Origin of the sequence: Mesorhizobium escarrei, from assembly GCF_935825525.1 — a bacterium.
GTDB lineage: Bacteria > Pseudomonadota > Alphaproteobacteria > Rhizobiales > Rhizobiaceae > Mesorhizobium > Mesorhizobium escarrei.
Genome location: NZ_CAKXZT010000175.1, coordinates 1 through 22,252 on the forward strand (window position 1 = coordinate 1; position 22,252 = coordinate 22,252).

At 63.5% G+C, this 22,252-nt stretch carries 23 protein-coding genes; 16 read left to right on the top strand and 7 right to left on the bottom strand.

What is annotated here, in order from left to right:
* Both NMG80_RS34330 and NMG80_RS34335 read left to right on the top strand, forming a co-directional pair.
* Positions 1-254 (top strand): hypothetical protein (locus NMG80_RS34330; protein WP_254022254.1); only part of this gene is annotated, 254 nt, incomplete at its 5' end.
* A gap of 163 nt (positions 255-417) precedes the next feature.
* On the top strand, positions 418-1,524 hold the full coding sequence (locus NMG80_RS34335) for a Fic family protein (RefSeq protein WP_254022255.1): 1,107 nt from the start codon (positions 418-420) through the stop codon (positions 1,522-1,524).
* Between the two features lie 340 nt (positions 1,525-1,864).
* Here the strand turns inward: NMG80_RS34335 and NMG80_RS34340 are convergent, their stop codons facing one another.
* A complete protein-coding gene (locus tag NMG80_RS34340; RefSeq protein WP_254022279.1) occupies positions 1,865-2,653 on the bottom strand; it encodes an IclR family transcriptional regulator domain-containing protein in 789 nt (262 codons plus the stop codon).
* A gap of 176 nt (positions 2,654-2,829) precedes the next feature.
* Here NMG80_RS34340 and NMG80_RS34345 point away from each other — a divergent pair, with 176 nt between their 5' ends.
* The 13 genes from NMG80_RS34345 (at position 2,830) to NMG80_RS34405 (ending at position 13,908) form a co-directional block, all read left to right on the top strand.
* Positions 2,830-3,996, top strand: coding sequence for an ABC transporter substrate-binding protein (locus tag NMG80_RS34345; RefSeq protein WP_436798750.1), 1,167 nt, complete (start codon positions 2,830-2,832; stop codon positions 3,994-3,996).
* 67 nt (positions 3,997-4,063) lie between these two features.
* Complete coding sequence (locus tag NMG80_RS34350) at positions 4,064-4,927, top strand: branched-chain amino acid ABC transporter permease (RefSeq protein ID WP_254022257.1); 864 nt, start codon at positions 4,064-4,066, stop codon at positions 4,925-4,927.
* An 11-nt stretch (positions 4,928-4,938) separates the two neighbouring features.
* Complete coding sequence (locus NMG80_RS34355) at positions 4,939-5,937, top strand: branched-chain amino acid ABC transporter permease (protein WP_254022280.1); 999 nt, start codon at positions 4,939-4,941, stop codon at positions 5,935-5,937.
* On the top strand, positions 5,934-6,698 hold the full coding sequence (locus tag NMG80_RS34360; protein WP_254022258.1) for an ABC transporter ATP-binding protein: 765 nt from the start codon (positions 5,934-5,936) through the stop codon (positions 6,696-6,698). The genes NMG80_RS34355 and NMG80_RS34360 overlap by 4 nt, the downstream gene beginning before the upstream one ends.
* Positions 6,679-7,395: an ABC transporter ATP-binding protein gene (locus tag NMG80_RS34365; RefSeq protein ID WP_254022259.1), complete on the top strand. Its 717-nt coding sequence runs from the start codon at positions 6,679-6,681 to the stop codon at positions 7,393-7,395. The genes NMG80_RS34360 and NMG80_RS34365 overlap by 20 nt, the downstream gene beginning before the upstream one ends.
* 8 nt (positions 7,396-7,403) lie before the next feature.
* Positions 7,404-8,198: a 3-oxoadipate enol-lactonase gene (pcaD, locus tag NMG80_RS34370; RefSeq protein ID WP_254022260.1), complete on the top strand. Its 795-nt coding sequence runs from the start codon at positions 7,404-7,406 to the stop codon at positions 8,196-8,198.
* Positions 8,191-8,580 (top strand): 4-carboxymuconolactone decarboxylase, encoded by a 390-nt coding sequence (gene pcaC / locus NMG80_RS34375; protein WP_254022261.1) that lies wholly within the window; start codon positions 8,191-8,193, stop codon positions 8,578-8,580. The genes pcaD and pcaC overlap by 8 nt, the downstream gene beginning before the upstream one ends.
* Before the next feature lie 32 nt (positions 8,581-8,612).
* Complete coding sequence (gene pcaH / locus NMG80_RS34380) at positions 8,613-9,338, top strand: protocatechuate 3,4-dioxygenase subunit beta (RefSeq protein ID WP_254022262.1); 726 nt, start codon at positions 8,613-8,615, stop codon at positions 9,336-9,338.
* Positions 9,338-9,964 (top strand): protocatechuate 3,4-dioxygenase subunit alpha, encoded by a 627-nt coding sequence (gene pcaG, locus NMG80_RS34385; RefSeq protein WP_254022263.1) that lies wholly within the window; start codon positions 9,338-9,340, stop codon positions 9,962-9,964. Before pcaH ends, pcaG begins: the two co-directional genes overlap by 1 nt.
* Positions 9,965-9,996: 32 nt before the next feature.
* Positions 9,997-10,842 carry a CoA transferase subunit A gene (locus NMG80_RS34390; RefSeq protein WP_254022264.1) on the top strand — a complete coding sequence of 282 codons (846 nt, stop codon included), beginning with the start codon at positions 9,997-9,999 and terminating at the stop codon, positions 10,840-10,842.
* 4 nt (positions 10,843-10,846) lie between these two features.
* Entirely contained in the window at positions 10,847-11,629 is a 783-nt protein-coding gene (locus tag NMG80_RS34395; RefSeq protein WP_254022265.1) for a CoA-transferase subunit beta, read from the top strand.
* A 1-nt stretch (position 11,630) separates the two neighbouring features.
* On the top strand, positions 11,631-12,836 hold the full coding sequence (gene pcaF / locus NMG80_RS34400; protein ID WP_254022281.1) for a 3-oxoadipyl-CoA thiolase: 1,206 nt from the start codon (positions 11,631-11,633) through the stop codon (positions 12,834-12,836).
* A 10-nt stretch (positions 12,837-12,846) separates the two neighbouring features.
* Entirely contained in the window at positions 12,847-13,908 is a 1,062-nt protein-coding gene (locus tag NMG80_RS34405; protein WP_254022266.1) for a 3-carboxy-cis,cis-muconate cycloisomerase, read from the top strand.
* Here the strand turns inward: NMG80_RS34405 and NMG80_RS34410 are convergent.
* Positions 13,905-14,807, bottom strand: a complete 903-nt coding sequence (locus NMG80_RS34410; protein WP_254022267.1) for a helix-turn-helix domain-containing protein — start codon at positions 14,805-14,807, stop codon at positions 13,905-13,907. The genes NMG80_RS34405 and NMG80_RS34410 overlap by 4 nt on opposite strands.
* A 131-nt stretch (positions 14,808-14,938) precedes the next feature.
* Between NMG80_RS34410 and pobA the strand changes: the two genes are divergently transcribed.
* Complete coding sequence (gene pobA, locus NMG80_RS34415) at positions 14,939-16,114, top strand: 4-hydroxybenzoate 3-monooxygenase (RefSeq protein ID WP_254022268.1); 1,176 nt, start codon at positions 14,939-14,941, stop codon at positions 16,112-16,114.
* 1,742 nt (positions 16,115-17,856) lie between these two features.
* On the opposite strand, the gene rpiB is transcribed toward pobA, so the two are convergent.
* The 5 genes from rpiB to NMG80_RS34440 form a co-directional block, all read right to left on the bottom strand.
* Complete coding sequence (gene rpiB, locus NMG80_RS34420) at positions 17,857-18,303, bottom strand: ribose 5-phosphate isomerase B (RefSeq protein WP_254022269.1); 447 nt, start codon at positions 18,301-18,303, stop codon at positions 17,857-17,859.
* 19 nt (positions 18,304-18,322) lie between these two features.
* Positions 18,323-19,600: a TRAP transporter large permease gene (locus NMG80_RS34425; protein WP_192361148.1), complete on the bottom strand. Its 1,278-nt coding sequence runs from the start codon at positions 19,598-19,600 to the stop codon at positions 18,323-18,325.
* 1 nt (position 19,601) lies between these two features.
* Positions 19,602-20,069 (bottom strand): TRAP transporter small permease, encoded by a 468-nt coding sequence (locus tag NMG80_RS34430; RefSeq protein WP_192361150.1) that lies wholly within the window; start codon positions 20,067-20,069, stop codon positions 19,602-19,604.
* A 91-nt stretch (positions 20,070-20,160) separates the two neighbouring features.
* Entirely contained in the window at positions 20,161-21,150 is a 990-nt protein-coding gene (locus tag NMG80_RS34435) for a TRAP transporter substrate-binding protein (RefSeq protein ID WP_254022270.1), read from the bottom strand.
* A 35-nt stretch (positions 21,151-21,185) separates the two neighbouring features.
* Positions 21,186-21,926, bottom strand: coding sequence for a FadR/GntR family transcriptional regulator (locus NMG80_RS34440; RefSeq protein WP_254022271.1), 741 nt, complete (start codon positions 21,924-21,926; stop codon positions 21,186-21,188).
* Positions 21,927-22,252 lie beyond the last annotated feature (326 nt).

Sequence of the window (22,252 nt, forward strand, 5' to 3'; positions counted from 1 at the left end):
TGTCCCCGCAACCAAACATCAAAACGGCCCGCCTCACGCGGGCCGTTTTGCGTTTGGGCCTGGCGTGGCGCGTGGCGCGTGGTGCGCAAGCACCGTTTGGCCCGTCGGTCAGTCAATTAGCGAGAACGCTCAAAGTGCTCAAAGAGCAGGTCGCGGAGATCGTGGCGTCGTTCCCAGGCGAAACTTACGCAGTTCCCATCCGGGACCTCGCGATCATCCTCAATCCGACATCGGAGCCTGAAATCTCCTCTTAAATGGCAAGCAAGGCAGCCTGAGAGGGTGCACCCCTGAGACTCTCATGACCTCCTTGGCCAGATGCGGAGAATGCAGACGCTATTCACCGCATATGCTGCGGTGAATATCCTTGTCTTTTGCGGTGAATAGGTGGCATAATGTCCGCAAGAAGTGCGGAGAATTATGCCATATATCCATGAGCTGCCCGAATGGCCGGAATTTCGCTGGGATCACAAGGCTCTGGCGGCGCCGCTCGCGGCCGTGCGCCACCGGCAGGGGCGGCTGATCGGGCGCATGGAGGGGCTCGGTTTTGGGCTGCGCAATGAGGCCATGCTCCAGACGCTGACAGAGGATGTCCTCAAGTCCAGCGAAATCGAGGGTGAAATTCTCGATCGCGATCAGGTGCGCTCGTCTATCGCCAGGAGGCTAGGCATGGATATCGGCGCGTTGACGCCGGCAGACCGCATCGTTGAAGGCGTCGTCGAGATGATGCTCGATGCGACGCAGAAGTACGATCAGGAGCTGACCGACGAGCGGCTGTTCGGCTGGCATGCTGCCCTGTTCCCGACCGGGCGCAGCGGCATGCATCGCATCAGGGTCGGCGCGTGGCGCGATGACAGCTCGGGGCCGATGCAGGTCATCTCGGGGCCGGTGGGACGCGAGCGCGTTCATTACGAAGCGCCACAGGCAGCGCGGGTCGGCGAAGAGATGAATGCTTTCATCGCCTGGTTCAACGGTCAGGAGGGCATCGATCCCGTCCTGAAGGCTGCGCTCGCGCATCTGTGGTTCGTCACCATTCACCCCTTCGATGACGGCAACGGACGTATTGCCCGCGCTATCGCGGACATGCAGCTTGCGCGCTCGGAGGAGAGCCCGCAGCGCTTTTACAGCATGTCGGCGCAGATCAGGCAGGAGCGGAAGGCGTATTACGGGATTCTGGAATCAACGCAGAAACGCGATCTCGAAATTACGGAGTGGCTGGAGTGGTTCCTTGCGTGTCTGGGGCGCGCTGTCGACGGCGCGGAGGACATTCTCGCGGGCGTGCTCACGAAAGCGCGCTTCTGGGAAAAGCATGCGGCTGATGCGCTGAGCGAGCGCCAGCGCGACATGCTCAACCGGTTGCTCGATGGCTTCGAAGGAAAGCTCACATCGTCCAAGTGGGCCATCATCGAGAAGTGCTCGCCAGATACGGCGCTGCGCGACATCAAAGATCTGGTCGAGCGCGGGATGCTGGTCAAGGACGAGGGGGGAGGCCGCAGCACCAGCTATTCGCTGGTTGCTGCAGAGTGACGGATCGCAATGGATAAAATCATCAAGCTTGCACAAGTACACAACGGTCCCAGCTTCTCTTCAGAACCCGTCGTCCAAGAATTCAATTGACGAGATTCCGGTCGATATGGCCGGTCTGTTTCACCACTACTACCTGGACACTGACACCCTCAGCCGGACCTTCGCCCGCTGGTTTGCAGCAGCGGGAGGAACGTCGAACCGGCAATGCTCAGCGTTCTGGAATTGATCTGCGTGGGCTGAACCTCGGCACGAGCAGGAGGACGACGCCCATTGTGAGCAGGCGCATATCGGCGATTGAACCCATTAGGTGCGCTTTCAGAGAAATAGATGTCTTTCGTCGTTACAACGTATAGCGGATCGCTTGGCTCGCCGCCTGAAGCACGGGCAGAAAGCGTTCCACCATCTCGGCCGGTTGGAAGCGCGCGGCCTGGGTGCCGATGTTGATGGCGATGGTGACGGTGCCGTTCTGCTGCCGGACCGGCACGGCGATGGAGCGCAGGCCGATCTCCAGCTCTTCGTTGATCGCGGCATAGCCCTGCTCGCGCACGTCGCGCAGCGTTTCGCGCAATCGATGCTTGTCGGTGACGGTGAAGCGGGTGCGCGGCTCCGTGCGAACACGATCGAGGTATGCATCGATCTCGGCTTCGGGCTGATGGGCCAGGATCGCCCGGCCGAGAGAGGTGCAATAGATCGGCAGGCGACTGCCGACGCCCAGGCCCACAGACATGATGCGGCGTGTGGCGGAACGGGCGATATAGACGATTTCATCGCCATCGAGCATCGCCGCCGAACTGGACTCTCCCGTTTCCTCGGAGATTTTCTCCAGGAAAGGCTGGAGCCTTGCCGGCACCGAAGCGGATGACAGGTAAGCATAGCCGAGGCGCAGGATGCGCGGACTGAGACTGAAGTAGCGTCCGTCGAATTCAGCATAGCCGAGCCGGGTCAAGGTGCGCAGATAGCGTCGCGCCGCGGCACGTGTGATGCCGGTCAGCTTCGCCACGTCCGTGAGCGTCAGGCGCGGGCGGACCGTGTCGAATGCCTCGATGACCGCGAGGCCTTTTTCCAGGCTGGCGACGAAATCCCGGTCCTCGCCCCGTATTTCTCCAGCTCCAATCCGATCAGCTTGCATCGACATCTGTCCTCCCGGCGAGCCGCCATTGCGCAGAGGGCGCCCTCACTTGACTCTCTGATTCAATAGAGTACACATGTTCGTATTGGCTTGCAATGTTCGCAAGGCGCACATTTATCCGTAAACTGCCGCAATGCGAACGAGTTATGGGAGGAAGAAACGTGAATTTCAGGAACTTGCTTGGCGCGGCTTTCGGCGCACTTCTTCTGGGCGGCGTCTGCTCCGCTGCAGCCGATACGGTCAAGGTCGGCATTATCGGGCCGTTCTCCGGTCCCTTCGCCCTCCAGGGGAAGAATTTCCAAGCGGGCGTCCAGGCCTATATGGGGCTCAACGGCAAATCGGTGGCCGGTCATGATGTCGAGGTCGTCTACCGCGACCTGCCTGCCGCCAACCCGGCGCAGGCGCGCGCTCTCGCGCAGGAACTCGTGGTGAAGGACAAGGTCCAGTATCTCGGCGGGGTCTATTTCACGCCGGATGCCATGGCGATCGCGCCGCTTCTGGTGCAAGCGAATACGCCGCTGGTGATTTTCAACGCCGCGACCTCGGCAATCCTGACGAAGTCGCCGCTGGCGGTGCGCACATCCTTCACCACCGCGCAGACCACGACGCCGCTCGGCCAAGTCGTGGCGGATAACGGCGTCAAGAAGGTCATTTCCGCCGTCAGCGACTATGGACCGGGCATCGACGCGGAAGGCGCCTTTAAGAAGGCCTTCTCGGCGGCAGGCGGTGAGATCGTCGATTCGATCCGCATGCCGATGAACACCAACGATTTCAGCCCGATAATGCAGCGCGTCAAGGATTCCGGCGCCGAAGCTGTCTTTGCCTTCCTACCATCCGGGCCGACCACGCTCGGCTTCGTCAAGTCGTTCAACGAGACTGGGCTCAAGAAGAGCGGCATCAAGCTGTTCGCGCCCGGCGACCTGACGCAGGAGTCCGATCTTCCCGCGCTTGGCGAGGCGGCGGACGGCACGCTCACCACATTCCACTACGCAGTCTCGCACGACTCGCCGGAAAACAAGGCCTTCGTCGAGGCGGCCGGCAAGGCGCTGGGTAACCCCGCCGAGCTTTCTTTCCCGGCGGTCGGCGCGTTCGACGGCATGCATGTCATCTACAAGATGATCGAGGCGACCGACGGCAAGCAGGACGCCCAAAAGGCCGTCGATGCGGTCAAGGGCCTCTCCTGGACAAGCCCGCGTGGTCCCGTTTCCATCGATGCCGACACGCGCCACATCACCGAGAACATCTATCTGCGCCAGGTGGCGAAGGACGCCGACGGCAAGTTCATCAACAAGGAAATCAAGACCTTCGAGAACCAGAAGGATCCTGGTTTGGCCGCCAAGTAGGCAGCCCGTGCCGGGATGCGGCTGCGAAGCCGCATCCCCAACCGCTCTCCACGGCCTGGCAGTTTTCATGCAGACGACCCTCAGCATCGCCACGGACGCCTTCGCCTACGGCATGGTGCTATTCATCATCTCGATCGGCCTGTCGCTGACGATGGGCCTGATGCGGGTGGTGAACCTCGCCCACGGCGCGTTCGCCATGATCGGCGGCTATATCGCCTCCTATATCACGCGCGATCTTGGCTGGGGATACGTGCCGGCGATCCTGCTGGGCGTTGCGGGTACCATCATCATCGCCGCGCCGTTCGAGCGCCTGCTGTTTCGCCGCATTTATGGCAAGCCGGAACTGCTGCAGGTGCTGATGACCATCGGCATCACCTTCTGTGTCATCGGCGTCACCAACTATTTCTTCGGCCCGACGCTCAAGACCATTCCCCTGCCGGATATCCTGACCCGGCCGGTCGATATCGGATTCCGCACGATTGCCGCACACCGGCTCTTCGTTATGGCCTGCGGCGTCGGCGTGGCTGCGGCGCTGTGGTTCCTGATCGAAAAAACGGGCTTCGGCATCAAGCTGCGTGCCGCGGTCGACAATGCCGCCATGACCGATGCGCTCGGAGTGCGCACGCCGGTCGTCTATGCCATCGCCTTTGCTGTCGCCGTCGGCCTTGCCGCCTTCGGCGGCATCATCGGCGCCGAGTTCCTGCCGGTGGAGCCCTATTATGCGCTGCGTTATATGGTACTCTTCCTGGTCGTCGTCTCGGTCGGCGGCGCGGGCTCGATCCTGGGCACGCTCGTGGCCTGCCTGGCGCTCGGCGCGGTCGATACGGTTGGCCGCTACCTGATGCCCGATTTCGGCAATTTCTTCTTCTACGCGGCGGTCATCGCCATCGTTTTCGCCTTTCCTCGCGGTTTCTTCGGGAGAGCGCAATGACCCAGCCAGCCATGGACGTCTCCGCAGGCGCGCCGACCCGATCATACCCGCTCTATCTGCGCGACATCGCGGGTGTTGCCGCGATCCTCGTGGCCGGAGCGGCCGGTTACTGGCTGTTTCCGGACAACCTCGCGCTGCTTACCCGCATTATCGCCGTGGCGCTTTTGGTGCTCTCTCTCGACCTTATCACCGGCTATTGCGGCGTCGCTTCGCTCGGCCAGGCGACCCTGTTCGGCGCTGGCGCCTATGCGGTTGGCTTCGCCTGCGTGCATGGCGGTGTCACCGAGCCGCTGACGCTTATGCTGATCGGAGCCGTTGCCGGGGCGACCGCCGGACTTGCCATGGGCGCCATCATGCTGCGCGCGCACGGGCTGGCGCAGCTCGTGCTCTCCATCGCCATCGTGCAATTGGGCCACGAGGCGGCAAACAAATTCACCGGCTATACTGGCGGCAGCGACGGTCTTGCCGGCCTGTCCGTCAATCCGCTGTTCGGCGTCTTCGAATTCGATCTGTGGGGGCGCACGGCCTATCTGTTCGGACTCGCTCTCCTCGTTGTCGTCTTCGCACTGCTGCGCGTTGTCGTCTCCTCGCCCTTCGGCGTCCTGTGCCGAGGCGTTCGTCAGGATCCGGTGCGGGTGAAGGCAATGGGAGCTTTCGTCTTTCCGGTCATCTTGAAAATGTTCGTTATTTCAGGGGCCGTAGCAGGTCTGGGCGGCGCGCTTGCGGCGATCTCTACTCAGGTGGTCGGGCTGGACAGCATCAGTTTCGAGCTTTCGGCGAACGCATTGGTCATGCTCGTTCTCGGTGGTCTCGGCACGCTCTACGGCGCGCTGGTCGGTACCGTGATCTTCATGGCGTTCGAACATGTCGTCTCGGCCATCAACCCCTTCCACTGGCTGACCATGGTCGGTGCGCTGCTGGTCGCGGTGGTGTTGGTCGCGCCGGGCGGGCTGGTCAATCTGGCGGGGAAGGTTGGCGGCATCGGTCGTAGCAAGGGGAGCAAGCCATGAGCGATCTCTTCCGCGTCGACGGTTTGACCAAATCCTTCGGCGGACTTGCCGTCAGCCGCGCCATATCGCTGGCCATGGCTCCGGGCGAGCGGTTGGCGCTGATCGGGCCGAACGGCGCCGGCAAGACGACCTTCGTCAATCTGGTGACCGGCCAGCTCAGGCCGAATGCCGGCCGCGTCGTGCTGAATGGCGAGGACGTGACCTCGCTCGGCGCGGTGCGGCGGGTGCGCAAGGGGCTGGTCAGGACCTTCCAGGTGACGCGGCTGTTCGCCGAGATGACGCCGCGCGAGCACGTCACGCTTACGGTTCTCCAGCGCGAAGGTAAGGCGACCGGTATCATCGGCCGCTTCCTCGGCAATCACACGGTGGCGGAGGAAGTGGACGATCTGCTCGATGTCCTCGGACTCGTCGAGAAGGCGGACCGTCCGGTTGGCGAGATCGCCTATGGCCAGCAGCGGCTGCTCGAGATCGCCATCGCGCTCGCATTGAAGCCGCAGGTGCTGCTGCTCGACGAGCCGGCCGCAGGCGTGCCCTCCAGCGAGACGCCGCGAATCGAACAGGCGCTGGCCCGCCTGCCCGCAAGCCTCGCGGTCATGATGATCGAGCACGACATGGACCTTGTCTTCCGCTTCGCCAGGCGTGTCGTCGTGCTGGCGGCGGGCGCGATCATCTTCCAGGGCCCGCCGGCCGAAGTCGCCGCCGACGCCAGGGTGCGCGAAGCCTATCTGGGGAATTACGCCAATGCCCGCCGCGTCGCTTGAGGTAAGGGGACTGAAGGCCGGCTACGGGCCGACGGTCGTGCTGGAGGATATCTCCTTTGCTGTGCCGGCGGGGTCGCGGCTTGCCGTGCTCGGTCGCAACGGCATGGGCAAAACGACGCTGCTGTCCAGCCTGATGGGCATGAACCGGCGCTATGGCGGCGCCATCCTACTCGACGGCGGCGATGTCGCTGCCTTGCGCAGTTCGGAGCGGTGCCGGCGCGGCCTGGGGCTGGTGCCGCAGACGCGTGACATCTTCAGGTCATTGACGGTGGAGGAGAACCTTCTCGTCGGCATCAAAGACAGGAGCCGTGGCGTCATCGCCGAGGCCTACGACATGTTCCCGCGGCTGAAGGAACGCCGGCGCAATCTCGGCTGGCAATTGTCCGGTGGCGAGCAGCAGATGCTTTCAGTGGCGCGCACCATCCTCGGGCGGCCTACGGTACTCCTTCTCGATGAGCCGCTCGAAGGACTGGCGCCGGTGATCTGCGAGGAACTGATGGCGGCATTCACACGGCTGGCCGCCAGCGGCGAGACAACGATCCTGCTGGTCGAGCAGAGGCTGGAAAGCGCGCTGGATTTCGCCCAGTCCGTCGTCATATTGGAACGCGGCCGCATTGTCTGGCACGGCGCCGCCCACACGCTGCGTGCCGACCATGGACTGGTGGAACGCTACATCGGCGTCGGCGGACTGCATTGAGATCGCAAATGGCATTCGTACGCGCGAACGGCATCGTCCTCCACACGAAACTTCTCGGTCAGCCGGAGGGACCGGCGCTGGTGTTCAGCAATTCGCTCGGCAGCGATTTCCGAATCTGGCAGGATGTCGCAACGCTGCTCGGGCAGCGCTACCGCATCCTTCTCTACGACAAGCGCGGACACGGCCTGTCGGGCGCGCCAACAGGCCCGTACACGATCGATGATCATACTGACGACCTTCTCGCCCTGCTCGATTATTTCGGCATCGAAGCCACGGCGATCGTCGGCGTCTCGCTCGGCGGCATGATCGCGCAGCGCCTAGCGGCGCGGGCACCTGACCGGGCGAAGGCGCTAGTACTCTGCTGCACGGCCGCCAGGATCGGGACGGCGGAAGGCTGGGCGAACCGCATCACCTCCGTGGAAAGCGGCGGCATCCAATCGGTCGCCGATGGCGTGCTGAAATTGTGGTTCACCGAGGCCTTCCGCCGAGACCGCGCCGCTGAGTTTGAAGGCTGGCGCAACATGCTCGTGCGCACGCCCGCCGATGGTTATCTCGCAAGCTGCGTGTCGGTGCGTGACGCCGACCTGCGCGCCGACGCGGCAGGGATCGCGGCGCCGGTGCTTTGTGTAGCGGGCGATCAGGACGGCTCGACGCCGCCCGACCTCGTGCGCGGCATGGCGGAGCTCATCCCCAATGCCCGTTTCGCCCTGATCGAGGGCGCCGGCCACATTCCCTGCGTGGAAAAACCGGGCGAGCTCGCGGACCTTATCGAAAACCATCTCAACGGAGCAGGTCATGGCTGAGGAGAGCGCGCGCTACAAGGCAGGCACGGCTGTGCGCCGCAAAGTGCTGGGTGACGCTCATGTCGACCGCGCCAGCGCCCAGGTCAACGACCTCGACCGCGATTTCCAGACCTTCATCTCCGAGGGCGCGTGGGGTTCGGTCTGGTCGCGGCCGCATTTTTCGCTGCGCGAGCGCTCGATCGTCACAATCGCTCTGCTGGCCGCTCTGGGCCAGCACGAAGAACTCGCCATGCACATCCGCGCGACGTTGAACACGGGCGCGACGAGGGAGGATGTGCGCGAGGCGCTGATGCATGTGGCCGTCTATGCCGGCGTGCCGGCCGCCAACCACGCCTTCAAGATCGCCAAGGCAGTCTATGCCGAGCTGGAGTCAGAGAAATGAAGCTCCACAATCCGGGGCAAGGATGAAACCTCATGTCTGACCAGGGATCGTTCTTTCAGCGCGACAGAAGCTGGCATCCGCCGGCCTTCACGCCGCAATACAAGACCTCGGTGCTGCGTTCGCCGCAATTCGCGCTGCTGTCGCTCGAAAACACCGTTTCGGAGATGACCGGCCCGCACTTCGGCCACAGTCAGCTCGGACCACTCGATAACGACCTGATCCGCAACTACATGCAGACCGGCGAACCGATTGGGCAGCGGATCGTCGTGCACGGCAGGGTGCTGGACGAGAACGCCAAGCCTGTTCCGGGCGTGCTGCTGGAGTTCTGGCAGGCGAATGCGGGCGGCCGCTACCGGCACAAGAAGGAGGCCTACCTCGCGCCGCTCGATCCCAATTTCGGCGGCTGCGGACGCACCATCACCGACGAGGAAGGCCGCTACCGGTTCCGCACCGTCAAGCCCGGCGCCTATCCGTGGCCGAACGGCGTCAATGACTGGCGGCCGGCCCACATCCACTTCTCGATCTTCGGCCACGCTTTCACGCAGCGGCTGATCACGCAGATGTATTTCGAGGGCGACCCGATGATCTGGCAATGCCCGATCGTCTCCACGATCCCCGACCGCAACGCGGTCGAGCGGCTCGTCGCCGCGCTCGACCGCAACAACACGCTGCCGATGGACGCGCTGGCCTACAAGTTCGACATCGTGCTGCGCGGCCGCCGCTCGACGTTCTTCGAGAACCGCATGGAGGGCAACTGATGGTCCAGAAACTCGACATGCTCAAGGAATCGCCCTCGCAGACGGCGGGTCCCTACGTTCACATCGGCTTGACCCCGAACTGGTGCGACATCACCGGCGTCTATCCCGAGGATCTCGGCCGCACCATGGTTGGACTTCAGGCGAAGGGCGAGCGGATCGTCGTCACGGGCCGCGTCCTTGACGGCAGCGGCACGCCGCTCGAGGACGCGCTGATCGAGATCTGGCAGGCGGACGCCGCGGGCCTCCACAACAGCCCAATAGAGAAGCGCGGCAAGGCCGATCCTCACTTCACCGGCTGGGGCCGCCAGCCGACGGACGGCGCGACGGGCGAATACCGCTTCGAGACGATCAAGCCCGGCCGCGTCCCCTATGTGGATGGCCGGCCGATGGCGCCGCACATCATTTTTTGGATCGTCGCGCGCGGTATCAATATCGGCCTTCACACGCGCATGTATTTTGCCGACGAAGAAACGGCCAATGCCGAGTGCCCAGTGCTGGCGCGCATCGAACACCGGTCGCGCGTGCCGACGCTGATCGCCCGGCGCATGGAGGAAGACGGCCGCGCCGTCTACACCTTCGACATCCGCCTCCAGGGCGAGAACGAAACCGTGTTTTTCGACGTTTGAATGCGCAATCGCAGAACCACTGAAAGCAGATCATGGCCAAGTTCCAGAGCCTCCCGGAGGCCGTCGCCGAGAACCTCCACGACGGCGACATCGCCGCCTTCGAGGGTTTCACCCACCTCATCCCGCACGCCGCCGCGCATGAAGCGATCCGGCAGGGCCGCAAGGACCTGACCCTCATCCGCATGACGCCCGACATCATCTACGACCAGATGATCGGCATGGGGATGGCGAAGAAGGTGGTCTTCTCCTATGCCGGCAATCCGGGCGTCGGCCTGCTCAGGCGTATGCGAGACGCGATCGAGAACGGATGGCCGCGCTCGATCGAGACCCTCGAGCACAGCCACGCCGCGATGGCCAACGCCTACGAGGCCGGTGCCGCCGGCCTGCCCTGCGCGGTATTCCGCGGCTATGTCGGCGCCGACCTGCCCAAGGTCAATCCCGAGATCAGGAGCGTCACCTGTCCCTTCACCGGCGAAAAGCTCGCCGCGGTCCCGGCGCACCGTCCCGATGTCGCCTTAATCCACGCCCAGAAGGCCAGCCGCCGCGGCGACATTCTGATCGAAGGCATCATTGGCGTACAGAAGGAGGTGGCGCTGGCCGCCAGGCGCGTCGTGGTTACCGTGGAGGAGATCGTCGATGATTTCGATGACCTGCATCCGAATCTGTGCATCCTGCCGCACTGGACGATAGCGTCGGTGGCGCATGTTCCCGGGGGCGCCCACCCATCCTACACGCAAGGCTATTACGCCCGCGACAACGCCGCATATCTCCTGTGGGACAAGATCTCGGCCGACCGGGCGCTTTTCACCGAATGGATGCAGAAGAACGTGCTCGACGCCGGACCCGAGGTCTTCGCAGCGCGCGTCGAAGGATTGTGAGCCGATGACCAGCGATTTCACGCCCAACGAGATGATGACGATTGCAGCCTCGCGCGCGCTTTCCAACAAAGACGTCTGCTTCGTCGGCATCGGCGCCCCGTCGGCCGCCTGCAACGTGGCGCGACTGACCCACGCGCCCGAGATCACGCTGATCTACGAAAGCGGCACGATCGGCACCGCACCGGACGTGCTGCCGTTGTCCATCGGCGATGGCGAGCTTTGCGAGACGGCGCTCACCACTGTGGCCGTGCCGGAAATGTTCCGTTACTGGCTGCAGGGCGGGCGCATCTCGATCGGCTTCCTCAGCGCCGCCCAGCTCGACCGCTTCGGCAATATCAACACCACCGTCATCGGCGACTACCGCAAGCCGAAGGTGCGTCTGCCCGGCGGCGGCGGCGCGCCGGAGATCGCAACCTCTTGCGGTCAGATCTTCATCACCATGAAGCAGGCCACGCGCGGGTTCGTCGAGAAGCTCGATTTCTATACCTCCTTCGGCCACGGTGACGGCGGCGACCATCGCCAGCGTCTCGGTCTCAAAACGAAGGGACCGACGCTGCTGATCACCGATCTAGCCGTCTGGAAGCCCGATCCGGAGAGCAAGGAATTCACGGCCGTTTCCATGCATCGCGGCGTCACGCGCGACATGGTGCAGGAGACCTGCGGCTGGAAGGTGCGCTTCTCCGACAGGCTGGAAGAAACGCCTTCGCCTACCGAACTGGAGCTTTCGACCTTGCGCGACCTGCAGCGGCGGACTGAACTGGCGAATGGCGGAAAGAAAGGCCAATGAGATGAGTGAGGCTTTCATCTGCTCCTTCGTCCGCACGCCCATCGGCCGCTATGGCGGCGCGCTGTCGCCGGTGCGGGCCGACGATCTTGGCGCGATCCCGCTGAAGGCCCTGCTCGAGCGCTATCCGGGCGTCGATTTCGAGGCGGTCGACGACGTCGTCTTCGGCTGCGCCAACCAGGCCGGCGAGGACAACCGCAACGTGGCGCGCATGTCGCTGCTTCTGGCCGGCCTGCCACATACGGTGTCTGGCACGACCATCAACCGGTTGTGCGGCTCCGGAATGGAAGCGCTGATCACCGCGGCGCGCGCCATCAAGTCCGGCGAGGCGGAACTGATGATCGCCGGCGGCGTCGAGAGCATGTCGCGCGCGCCCTTCGCCATTGGCAAGGCGGAGGTCGCCTTCTCGCGTGCGGCCGAGATTTTCGACACCACGATCGGCTGGCGCTTCGTCAATCCGCTGATGAAGAAGCAATACGGTGTCGATTCCATGCCGGAAACCGGCGAGAACGTCGCCGAGGCGTTCCAGATCTCGCGTGCCGACCAGGACGCCTTCGCCTTGCGTTCGCAGCGGAAGGCGGTGTCCGCGCAAGAGAACGGCCGTCTGGCGAAGGAGATCGTTCCCGTGACGATCCCGAAGGGAAAGGGCGATCCGGCCGTCGTCGCAAAAGACGAGCATCCGCGCGCCGACACCACGCTGGAGGTCCTAGCCAAGCTGCCGACACCGTTTCGGGAAGGCGGCACCGTCACGGCGGGCAATGCGTCCGGCGTCAATGACGGCGCCGCGGCGCTGATCGTTGCCTCCGAAGGCGCGATGCGCAAATACAGGCTCGAACCGCTTGCCCGCGTGGTCGGCGGTGCCGCGGCCGGCGTACCGCCGCGCATTATGGGGTTCGGCCCGGCGCCCGCAACCCGGAAATTGTGCGCGCGGCTCGGTCTCAAGCCGTCCGACTTCGACGTGATCGAACTCAACGAAGCCTTCGCCAGCCAGGGCATAGCGGTGCTGCGCGATCTGGGCATTGCTGAAGACGCCGATTTCGTCAACCCGAACGGCGGGGCGATCGCGCTCGGCCATCCGCTCGGCATGTCGGGCGCACGCATTGCCGGCACCGCGGCGCTGGAGCTGAAGCTGACGGGCAAGCGCCGGGCACTGGCGACCATGTGCATCGGCGTCGGCCAGGGCATTTCCGTCGTGCTCGAGGGGGTCTAAAGTAAGCCTGATGACCGGTGCAACCTCACGACCGCTGGTTTCGGCCCTCGTCGGCGGCGAGGCGGTCGGGGCGATTTTCTCCAACGAGGCGGAACTCGCTGCGTTGCTCCAGGTGGAAGCCGCGCTCGCGGCAGCCGAGGCGCAAGCTGGACTGATCGAGGCGGATGCGGCATCGGCCATCGCGGAAACTTGCGACAATTTCCGCCCAGACTGGCCGGGGCTGGCCGAAGGCCTGGCGAAGGACGGCGTCATCGTACCGGAACTGGTCCGCCAGCTTCGAGCCGCGGTCGGTGCGCCCCATGCGGCGGCGGTCCACAAGGGCGCGACCAGCCAGGACATCATCGATACGGCGCTGATGTTGCGCCTGAAACACGCGGCGGCAATCTTCGTGAACGGGCTCGGCACGCTTGCAGCGCTGCTACGGCAACTCAAGACGCGCCATGGAGCCGTGCCGCTAATGGCGCACACGCGCATGCAGCGGGCGGTTCCCTTCACCGTCGCCGACAAGATCGACACCTGGCTTGCGCCGCTAGAGCGGCAGACGGCGGCGTTGCGCCCGATTAACAGCGACCTCTTCGTCGTTCAACTCGGCGGCCCGGTCGGCACGCGCGCCAGCTTCAATGGCATGGGCGATGCCATCGCGCGGGCAATGGCCGACATGCTGGGCCTTAGCGACGCACCTTGCTGGCATTCCCAGCGCGACCGGATCGCGGTCTTCGCGTCCTGGCTTTCGGTGACGTCGGGCATTTTCGGCAAGATCGGCCAGGACATCGCGCTGATGGCGCAAAACGAGGTCGGCGACGTTGGCATCGTCGGTGGTGGGTCTTCCGCCATGCCGCATAAATCCAATCCAGTGCAGGCGGAGCTGCTGGTCGCACTGGCTCGCCTGAACGCCGGGCTGCTCGGCACGCTCAATCAGGCGCTGGTGCATGAGAACGAGCGTTCCGGGGCGGCCTGGACGCTGGAATGGCTGGTGCTGCCGCAGATGACGGTCGCGACGGCGGCGGGCATGGAAAAGGCGACCACATTATTCGAAGGGTTGCACTTCCTGCCTGGCGAACCCGACAGCTAGGGTCGGGACTCGGGCGAACCGCGCCGCCGTTGCAGCGCCCTGTATTGCAGCGGGGTCATTCCCGTCCGCTGCCTGAAAAAGCGCGCGAAATAGGCAGGGTCGTCGAAGGAAAGCGTGAGCGCCACCTGCTTGGCGCTCAGCGTTGTGAAGGTCAAATGCCGCTTGGCCTCCAGCACAAGCCGCTGGTGAATGACGTCAAGCGCGCTCGAACCGAGATGCTGCCGGCAAAGGCGGTTGAGATGCGCGGCCGTCAACCCTAACCGCTGAGCATAGGCTTCTATCGGCAGGTGCCTGCGGTAATCCTGGCCGACGAGATCCCGAAAGCGTTGCAGATGGCGCATTGCCTTTTCGGCGGTCGACGCATCGCTTCGGTCGTGCGGCAAGCGCTGCCGATGCAGCGTGACCAGAATTAGCGCCAGCCTGGCCTCGATGACGGCGAGCCGCCCCGGCGCATGGCCCTCGAACTCCCGCGCCAGCGCTGCGATGTCGGCAGCGATCGCATCAGCCTGATCTTGTGCGTCGAGCGGCACGATGCGCGGCGCGCGAAAACTATCCATCGCTTCCGGCACTGCGCCGAGGATGTCGCCAAGCCGGTTGTCGAACAGGGTCAGAACGCTGCCCTCCACGTCGGGCGAGAAGGTGTAGCCGTGCACGATCAGCGGCGGCAGGACGATGACGCATGGGCCGGTCAGCGTCCGCTGCTGGCCGTCCGAGATGAACTCCGCCCGGCCGCTCTCCAGATGCAGGATCTGGAACAGGGTCTCGTGTCGATGCGGCTCGATGAGGTAGCCGTGAAGGCTGCTTCGTGACTGGATCGTCTCGCAGTGCAGCCAGTCGGCGCCGGGATCGGCGGCGACTTCGCCATAGAGTGCATAAGTGGGAATGGCATGGGCGGTCATGGCGGCGCCGATCTCTCTGGGAATGTTCGGATTGTCCTATCCTTAGCCTGCTTTGTCCATTGGCAGGCGGTCGCTCCGGCGCGATTGTGCGTTCAGAGTGCCGGCGCACAAGGCCGGCGGGAGGAATTGTCATGCGCACGAAGGTCGTCATCGTCGGAGCCGGCCCCGCCGGTCTACTGCTCGGCCGGCTTCTGGACACGCATGGCATCGACAACGTCATCCTGGAACGCCGCAGCCCCGACTATGTGCTCGGCCGCATCCGCGCGGGCGTGCTTGAACGGGGCACGGTCGAACTGCTGGAGCGTTCCGGCGTCGCGGAACGCCTGCACCGCGAGGGCTTGGTGCATAACGGCGTCGAACTGAGTTTCGACGGCCACCGGCAGCGTCTGGATTTCTTAGCGCTGGTCGGGAAGACCGTCACCGTCTATGGCCAGACCGAGGTGACGCACGATCTGATGGATGCCCGCGCCGCCTCGCACGCGACGACCGTCTATGAGGCGGAGAATGTCACGCTGCACGGTTTTGATAGCGCGTCGCCTTCCGTACGCTACGAAAAGGGCGGCGTTGGCCACGAGATAGCCTGCGACTTCATCGCCGGCTGCGACGGCTTCCATGGCGCCTCCCGCGCCAGCGTGCCAGACAAGGCGCTCTCGACTTTCGAGCGCGTCTATCCCTTCGGCTGGCTGGGCGTGCTGGTTGAGAAGCCGCCGGTTTCGGACGAGCTGATCTATGCCAACCACGAGCGCGGCTTCGCGCTGTGTTCCATGCGTTCGCCGACGCGCAGCCGCTATTACGTGCAGGTGTCCACTGACGAGCATGTGGAGGCGTGGTCGGACGAGCGCTTCTGGGACGAACTCAGGAACAGGCTGGATGCCGAAACCGCCGGGCGGCTGCAGACAGGAGCCTCGATGGAGAAATCCATCGCACCGTTGCGCTCCTTCGTGGCCGAGCCGATGCGCTTCGGTAGCCTGTTCCTTGCCGGCGACGCCGCCCATATCGTGCCGCCGACCGGCGCCAAGGGGCTCAACCTGGCGGCGCATGATGTCGGCTTGCTTGCCGACGCGCTGATCGAATTCTATGAGGAGCGCTCGCAGGCGGGTATCGATGCCTATTCCGCCCGCGCCCTCGAACGGGTGTGGAACGCCGAACGGTTTTCCTGGTGGATGACCTCGATCCTGCACCGGCTGCCGGAAACGGATGCGTTCGGCCGCCGCATCCAGAAGGCGGAACTCGACAATCTAAGGCTGTCGAGGGGGGCAGCTAGCGCTTTCGCGGAAAGCTATACCGGAGCGATCGCGGCGAGCTGAGCGTGAATCCGAAGAGCGTTCGCCGCGACCTCGCCGCTCCGGCCCTTCACAGGGGCTTGTCATGGCATCATTTTGGGATTGGCTAGCGGAGTCCCGGCGCATCGAAGAGCAGGTTTGCGCGGCTGCAAGCCCCGCAATCTGTTTGACCTGCCGCACGAGTTCGATCGTCCGGGCATCCCGACGGCCGCTCTGCTTACCGGCCGCAAGGACAAGACGGTTGCGCGTCCCCGCAACCACTTCTGTCATAGTACGATAACCGTCTCGGTCTAACCGAGGCGGTTTTTTCGTGTAATGTCTGGATTGCGTGAGTCCGATGCGGAATGTAGAGATCGGAAAACGCGCTCGCGGCAACTCTGCACTACGCAGATGCTCGCCCACCTCCGGCCACGTAACATCGATCATCGATCCGAAATTCGGAGGCATGTCGTGGTAGGTGGCGGCGCAGGACCGCTACATCGCTAGAGCCTCCGAGAAAGTGGGGTTTGAGGTGGGTAGCGGGAGATCGCTACATCGCAACACCCACTATCAACGGCGCCTTCTTCTACTATCGACGGTATGCGGCATAGCAGCAACTCACGAGTCTGGGGTACCAAAGGCGAAGATTGGAAAAATGCAATCTTGTTCTTGATGGGTCTCGCGGGAGAGAACCGGCGAAATAGTGTTGGGCTGTTCGATTGTATTGTCTAAGTATCGATAAGAGGTCATTATCGATAGTTGAGCCGCCTCGAGCCGACGATGTGCGCTACGACATCAGAGAAGCCGTCAATGTGGATCCGCCTACTGTGGTCACGAGAAACCTCATCGCCCCTGAGGCGGGGCATCTCTCTCGCGAAATCCACGTACTCGACGGCGACGAGAGTTCGCCGGAGAAGAAGATTGTGCTGCGCCGGCCAAGCGTCGACTTCGAGACTTACAAGCGCTGGATCAATCCCGCCCTGATCGAGGTTGCCGGAGGGCCCGAAGCACACAAAGCCAAAGTCTCGGAGGCGCTAAACAAGGCCTATGCAATCTCGAAGCGTGAGCTGAAGCCGGGGGAAAAGCTCGAGGATATAGGTTTTGAAGATCCTGCAGTAATCTCATTCGCCGTCGAGTTGGTTGAGGTATTTCCTCATTATGTGAACCTCGGCGTGCAGGTCACCGCTTCGATCACTGGTGCTGACGTTTTCGATCCGTCAGAGGGCAACATTGCGGAGGAAAGACCGAGGAGGCCCATAATCTTGATCCAATGCGGAGATCAGCACGGGCTCTCCCAAACGACAACCACAAAGTTGAAGGCGGTGCTCCTGGCCGGGCGCATCTACGAACTGCGCACCTATCTTGTTGTGTCGACTGATAAGCAGGAGTTCTCTCCCTTTCTCACAGAAGACAGGCTGTCGCCCGCCCTCAAGGCGACCTTGCGACGTATCGAGATTGGCGGAAGGTCATATCTTCTCGGTTCCCCGACCGTCGCGACAGTCGAGATTGCCACAAGAGACATGCCAGATCTGTACGCTGACGCGGGATGGGATGTCGATGAGGGCTTCGTTGCCGTAACGCGCCCTCCCTCCAATCGTGACGACGTCGCAAACATTTTTCTTCCAACAGCACTGGTGAGCGAACCTCTATATCCGAAGATCAGATACGCGGGCTCGGCGAGGCTCTACTCTCAGCGTTGGGACTGGCGCGGTAGGCCGCAAAGTGAATTAGATCAACATACCAACGGAGTGCTATCCCACAATCTGAACTGCCTTCTTCTCTCGAAACTACCGCTCGCCGTCCATCTCGGCGAGCTTGCGCACTCGGCGGCGGAAATCCTCGTCGGTCGAGAACTCGGCCGCGAGATAGGCCGTTACAAGGTCCTTGGCGAGCCAGGCACCGATGATCTGTGCGCCGATGCACATGACGTTGACGTCGTCGTGCTCGACCGATTGGTGGGCCGAATGCACGTCGTGGCAGACCGCCGCACGGATGCCCTTCACCTTGTTGGCCGCGATTGAAGCACCGACTCCCGTGCCGCACACCATCAGGCCGCGCTCCGCCTTGCCTGCGATGATCGATGACGTCACCGTCTTCGCGATGTCCGGAAAGTCCACCGGATTGGGATCGTAAGACCCGGCGTCGTGCACCTCGTGTCCCAGCGACTTGATGTGCTCGATGATTGTCGCTTTGAGCGGGAAGCCGGCGTGGTCGGAACCGATGACGATGCGCATCTTCAGAATTCTCCTGGGGTTACTGAGCGATCATGCGGGGCAGCCACAAGGTGAGATCCTTCGCGAAGGTCAAGATCGCCAGCGTGGTCAGCAGCGGGATGTAGAAGGGCAGCAGCGCCTTGAGCAGTTGCCGGATCGAGACCTTGGCGATGTCGGCCACCAGAAAAAGCGACAGGCCCATCGGCGGTGTCAGCAGGCCGAGCATCAGATTGAAAATCGTTACGATGCCGAGCTGAACCGGGTCGACGCCTGCCAGCACCAGCGGCGGCGCGATGATCGGCACCAGCAGCAGTGTAGCCGTCGTGGAATCCAGGAACATGCCCGCCACAAAGAAGATGAGATTCGCGATGACGAGTAGCATTACCGGATCGCGTGAGAGGCCAAGCAGTGCGGCCGCGAAGCTCTGCGGCACTTGCTCGACCGCGAGGATCCAGCCAAAGAGGGCCGCTGCCGCCACAATGATCAGGATCGCCGAGGAACTGCGCGCGGTGAGCACGGCCGAGTTCCACAAATGATCGAGCGTCAACTCGCGGTAGAGCAGGGCGCTGATGAGGATGACGTAGACGGTGGTGATGGCCGCCGCCTCGGTCGGCGTGAAGGCGCCGGCTGTCATGCCGGCAATCATCAGGGCGGGCGCCACGACCGCGGGTAGCGCCGGCAGGAAGTCGCGTCCTACTTCCCACAGCGTCGGCCAGCGGTCGGCCCGCGGATGCTTGTGGATTGTCGCCACCACGAGCACCGTCAGCATCAGGAGCGCAGTGCACAGTATGGCGGGCACGATACCCGCGACCAGGAGCTGCACGATCGAGACGCTCGTCACCGAGCCGTAGACGATCAGGGGAATGGACGGCGGGAAGATCGGCCCCAGTGTCGCCGAGGCGCCGGTGACGGCGCCTGCGAAGGAGGCGTCGAATCCGCGCTTCTTCATCGCGTCGATCTCGATGCGTCCGAGTCCTCCGATATCGGCGAGCGCGGCGCCCGACATACCGGAGAAGACCAAGCTGCCGAATACATTCACCTGCGCCAGACCGCCCGGCACGCGGCCGACCAGCGTGTAGGCAAACCGGAAGATGCGGTCGGTGATCCCCGACAGGTTCATCAGATTGCCGACGAAGATGAACAGCGGAACCGCAACCAGCGGGAAGGAATCGAGCGCATAAGTGACGCGCTGTGCAAGGAGGCCGAGCGGAAGGCCTTCGATGACTACGTAGGCAATGGACGGCAGGAGGATGGCATAGACCACTGGAAAGCCGAGCATGAAGAGCGCCAGGAAGGCGATGACGACCGCGAAACCCATGTCAGACCGCGATATTGGTGTCGGCCTGCGGCGGCTTGCGCAGGTGGAGGAGGTGGACAAGAGCCGCGCCGGCGAAGCCGAACAAGGTCGCGCCCAGGAAGATCCAGAACGGGATGCCGAGCGTCGGCGTCGCGTTGGCCAGGTTCCTCGAAATGTTGGTTGCCGTGACATAGGCGAGGAAGCCGGTCGCGGCGATGGCGCCGATCGAGATCGACCAGTTGACGATCCCGCGCAGGCGCGCCGGCATCGCCGCCTTGAATTCGCCCATGACGATGTTCTCGCCGTTTTGCACCACCAGTGGATAGGCGCAGAAGACCAGGCAGATGAGCAGGAAGCGCGTGAACTCCTCGGCCCCGATGAAAGGCAGCACGAAGACGCCACGCATGATCACCTGCGCGGTCGGCACGAGCACGAGGCCGGCCATGATGATGACGACGAAAGCTGTAAGAATGCGTTCGGCGATGCGCATCGCGTCCTCCCTTCCGGCCGGCGAACCGGCGCTGGCGGCGACAATTTACCAAAGGGGTTGGCCGGGGCGCGAGCTCCGGCCGTGTCGTCGATCACTTGACCGCCTGGATCTGCTCGATCAGCGGAGTGAAGTTCGGGAAGTCCTGCGCGATCTGCTTGTTGACGCCGTCGCGGAATGCGGCGATGTCCAGCCCGTCGGCCTCAGTGATGATGGTCATGCCGCGTCCCTTCAGCTCTTCGACGAGCTTGGCCTCGCCATCCTGGGCCATTTGCAGCGACTTCTTTGCCTCGTCGTCGAGCACTTTGGTGATCGAGGCGCGCTGCGCCTCAGTCAGGCCCTGCCAGACCTCCTCATTGACGAACACGGCGAGGACGGCACGCATGTGGCCGGTCATCGAGATATGTGACTGCACTTCGTTGAGGTTGTTCGAGGCGATCATGGTCAGCGGGTTCTCTTGCCCGACCACCACGCCCGTCATCAGGGCGGTCGGCAGTTCCGCGACCTCGACCGGAGTCGGGATAGCGCCGAACCCTTTGACCATCGAGACCCACAGCTCGAGCGGGACAGCGCGGAACGGCTTGCCGGCGAGATCAGCCGGCGTCTTGACCGGGAAGTTGGACGAGATCTGGCGGTCGCCGCGGTAGATGCGGCCGATGATGCGCACACCCTGTGCGACGAGCTTCTCGTTGAGCGCCTGCAGCGCGGGCGACGTCGCCGGGTCGGTCGCGGCAAGCGCATGCGCGCCGTCGCGGTAGATGAAGGGGGCGTTGAACACCGCCACTTCCGGCACGAGGCGTGCGAGCGAGGCGAAGTCGTGGTGGCCAATCGAGATCGAGCCCATCTTGACGCCGTCGACCATCTCGGCGACGCCGCCGAGCTGGCTCGCCGGATAGACCGTCACGGTCACTTCGTTGTTCGTGGCGGCGGCGATGCCTTTCGCGGCCTCGGCTGCGTAGATCGTCTGGATGTCGCCCTCGGCACCCACATGAGCATAGCGCAGCTCGGCGGAGAGCGCTGCGCCCGTCATGGCGAGCGCGACGGCTGCGCCCGTCAGTGCGTTGATGATGGTCCTGTGCAGCATGTCGGAAATCCTCCCTTGATTTTCATGCCTGTTGCTTAGGTCTGCGGCCTCCGGGCGAAGGCCGAGATGAGGCTGCGGCGACGGAATTCGTCGCCAATGGCGAAATGGTCGCGGAGCTTGCGGTCGGCCGCGTCCGAATTGCGATCGACAATCGATAAAAACACTTCGCGGTGCGCTTCCACGAGATAGTCCACGATGCCGGGCTCTGAGACGGTCACTTCGCGCCGCTGGACATGGCTGCGGCGCAGCAATTCGCCGATCGCGCCATAGAGCGTGGCTAGTGCCTCGCTGTGCCCGGCCTCGACAATCGCTTGGTGGAAAGCGAAGTCGGCTGCGCCGCCCTCGATCGGATCGTGCAGCGTGTCCATCAGCCGGGTGAGCTTCGAGCCGATGCGCTTCAGATCGCTTTCCGTCGCGCGCTCGCAGGCAAGCCGGATCGCCTGGCATTCGATCGCGATGCGCGCCTGCATCACGTCGTCGAGGATGTCAGGCTGTTGAGCGAGGCTGAAGGTGAAGAAATCTGAGAGCACGTTGATGTCGGCCTGGCGGACATAGGCGCCCTTGCCATGGCGGATATCGAGGAAGCCGAGCATGGCGAGCGAGCGCAATGCCTCGCGCAGCAGCGGCCGAGACACGCTGAGCCTCAGCGACAGTTCACGCTCGCCCAGCAGGCGCTCGCCCGGCTTCAGGGTGCCGTTCAGCAACGCGTCGCGGAAGAAGGTGAACACCTTCTCTGCACCCGATAGGTCGTCGCCCTCGGCAAGCATCGTTGACATCGGCCGCCTCTCCTCCCCGCTGGCCTTACAGTGGTCTGACCACTGATTCCCGAACGGAGAGTCGATGTCAAGCACCAGCCGTCAGGCGGGAGCGGCCAAGCTCGCGATGGTCGGACCAACCAGGGTGAATGTCTGCTATCGCTCTCTTGATGCCAGGAAGTCTGCTACCGGCCCCCCTTCGAGACCCTCAAGAATGCTGATCGTCGGCTCGTGGCGCAAACCGCGATCTCCAGCGTGGTCGCCACTAACGTCGCTTTCAGGCGGTGGCAAAGGCATCCTCAACGGCTGATGTGCGGCGCCAAGCTGACTTTGAGGTGGCAAGTTCA

Excerpts from the sequence above, each read along its gene's own strand:
- NMG80_RS34350 (WP_254022257.1), top strand. The coding sequence starts at position 4,064 with ATGCAGACGACCCTCAGCATCGCCACGGACGCCTTCGCCTACGGCATG.
- pcaD (WP_254022260.1), top strand. The coding sequence starts at position 7,404 with ATGGCATTCGTACGCGCGAACGGCATCGTCCTCCACACGAAACTTCTC.
- rpiB (WP_254022269.1), bottom strand. The coding sequence starts at position 18,303 with ATGCGCATCGTCATCGGTTCCGACCACGCCGGCTTCCCGCTCAAAGCG.
- NMG80_RS34410 (WP_254022267.1), bottom strand. The coding sequence starts at position 14,807 with ATGACCGCCCATGCCATTCCCACTTATGCACTCTATGGCGAAGTCGCC.
- NMG80_RS34360 (WP_254022258.1), top strand. The coding sequence starts at position 5,934 with ATGAGCGATCTCTTCCGCGTCGACGGTTTGACCAAATCCTTCGGCGGA.
- NMG80_RS34390 (WP_254022264.1), top strand. The coding sequence starts at position 9,997 with ATGGCCAAGTTCCAGAGCCTCCCGGAGGCCGTCGCCGAGAACCTCCAC.
- NMG80_RS34430 (WP_192361150.1), bottom strand. The coding sequence starts at position 20,069 with ATGCGCATCGCCGAACGCATTCTTACAGCTTTCGTCGTCATCATCATG.
- NMG80_RS34440 (WP_254022271.1), bottom strand. The coding sequence starts at position 21,926 with ATGTCAACGATGCTTGCCGAGGGCGACGACCTATCGGGTGCAGAGAAG.
- pcaH (WP_254022262.1), top strand. The coding sequence starts at position 8,613 with ATGTCTGACCAGGGATCGTTCTTTCAGCGCGACAGAAGCTGGCATCCG.
- NMG80_RS34335 (WP_254022255.1), top strand. The coding sequence starts at position 418 with ATGCCATATATCCATGAGCTGCCCGAATGGCCGGAATTTCGCTGGGAT.
- NMG80_RS34340 (WP_254022279.1), bottom strand. The coding sequence starts at position 2,653 with ATGCAAGCTGATCGGATTGGAGCTGGAGAAATACGGGGCGAGGACCGG.
- NMG80_RS34435 (WP_254022270.1), bottom strand. The coding sequence starts at position 21,150 with ATGCTGCACAGGACCATCATCAACGCACTGACGGGCGCAGCCGTCGCG.
- NMG80_RS34425 (WP_192361148.1), bottom strand. The coding sequence starts at position 19,600 with ATGGGTTTCGCGGTCGTCATCGCCTTCCTGGCGCTCTTCATGCTCGGC.
- NMG80_RS34355 (WP_254022280.1), top strand. The coding sequence starts at position 4,939 with ATGGACGTCTCCGCAGGCGCGCCGACCCGATCATACCCGCTCTATCTG.
- NMG80_RS34395 (WP_254022265.1), top strand. The coding sequence starts at position 10,847 with ATGACCAGCGATTTCACGCCCAACGAGATGATGACGATTGCAGCCTCG.
- pobA (WP_254022268.1), top strand. The coding sequence starts at position 14,939 with ATGCGCACGAAGGTCGTCATCGTCGGAGCCGGCCCCGCCGGTCTACTG.
- pcaF (WP_254022281.1), top strand. The coding sequence starts at position 11,631 with ATGAGTGAGGCTTTCATCTGCTCCTTCGTCCGCACGCCCATCGGCCGC.
- NMG80_RS34365 (WP_254022259.1), top strand. The coding sequence starts at position 6,679 with ATGCCCGCCGCGTCGCTTGAGGTAAGGGGACTGAAGGCCGGCTACGGG.
- pcaG (WP_254022263.1), top strand. The coding sequence starts at position 9,338 with ATGGTCCAGAAACTCGACATGCTCAAGGAATCGCCCTCGCAGACGGCG.
- NMG80_RS34405 (WP_254022266.1), top strand. The coding sequence starts at position 12,847 with ATGACCGGTGCAACCTCACGACCGCTGGTTTCGGCCCTCGTCGGCGGC.
- pcaC (WP_254022261.1), top strand. The coding sequence starts at position 8,191 with ATGGCTGAGGAGAGCGCGCGCTACAAGGCAGGCACGGCTGTGCGCCGC.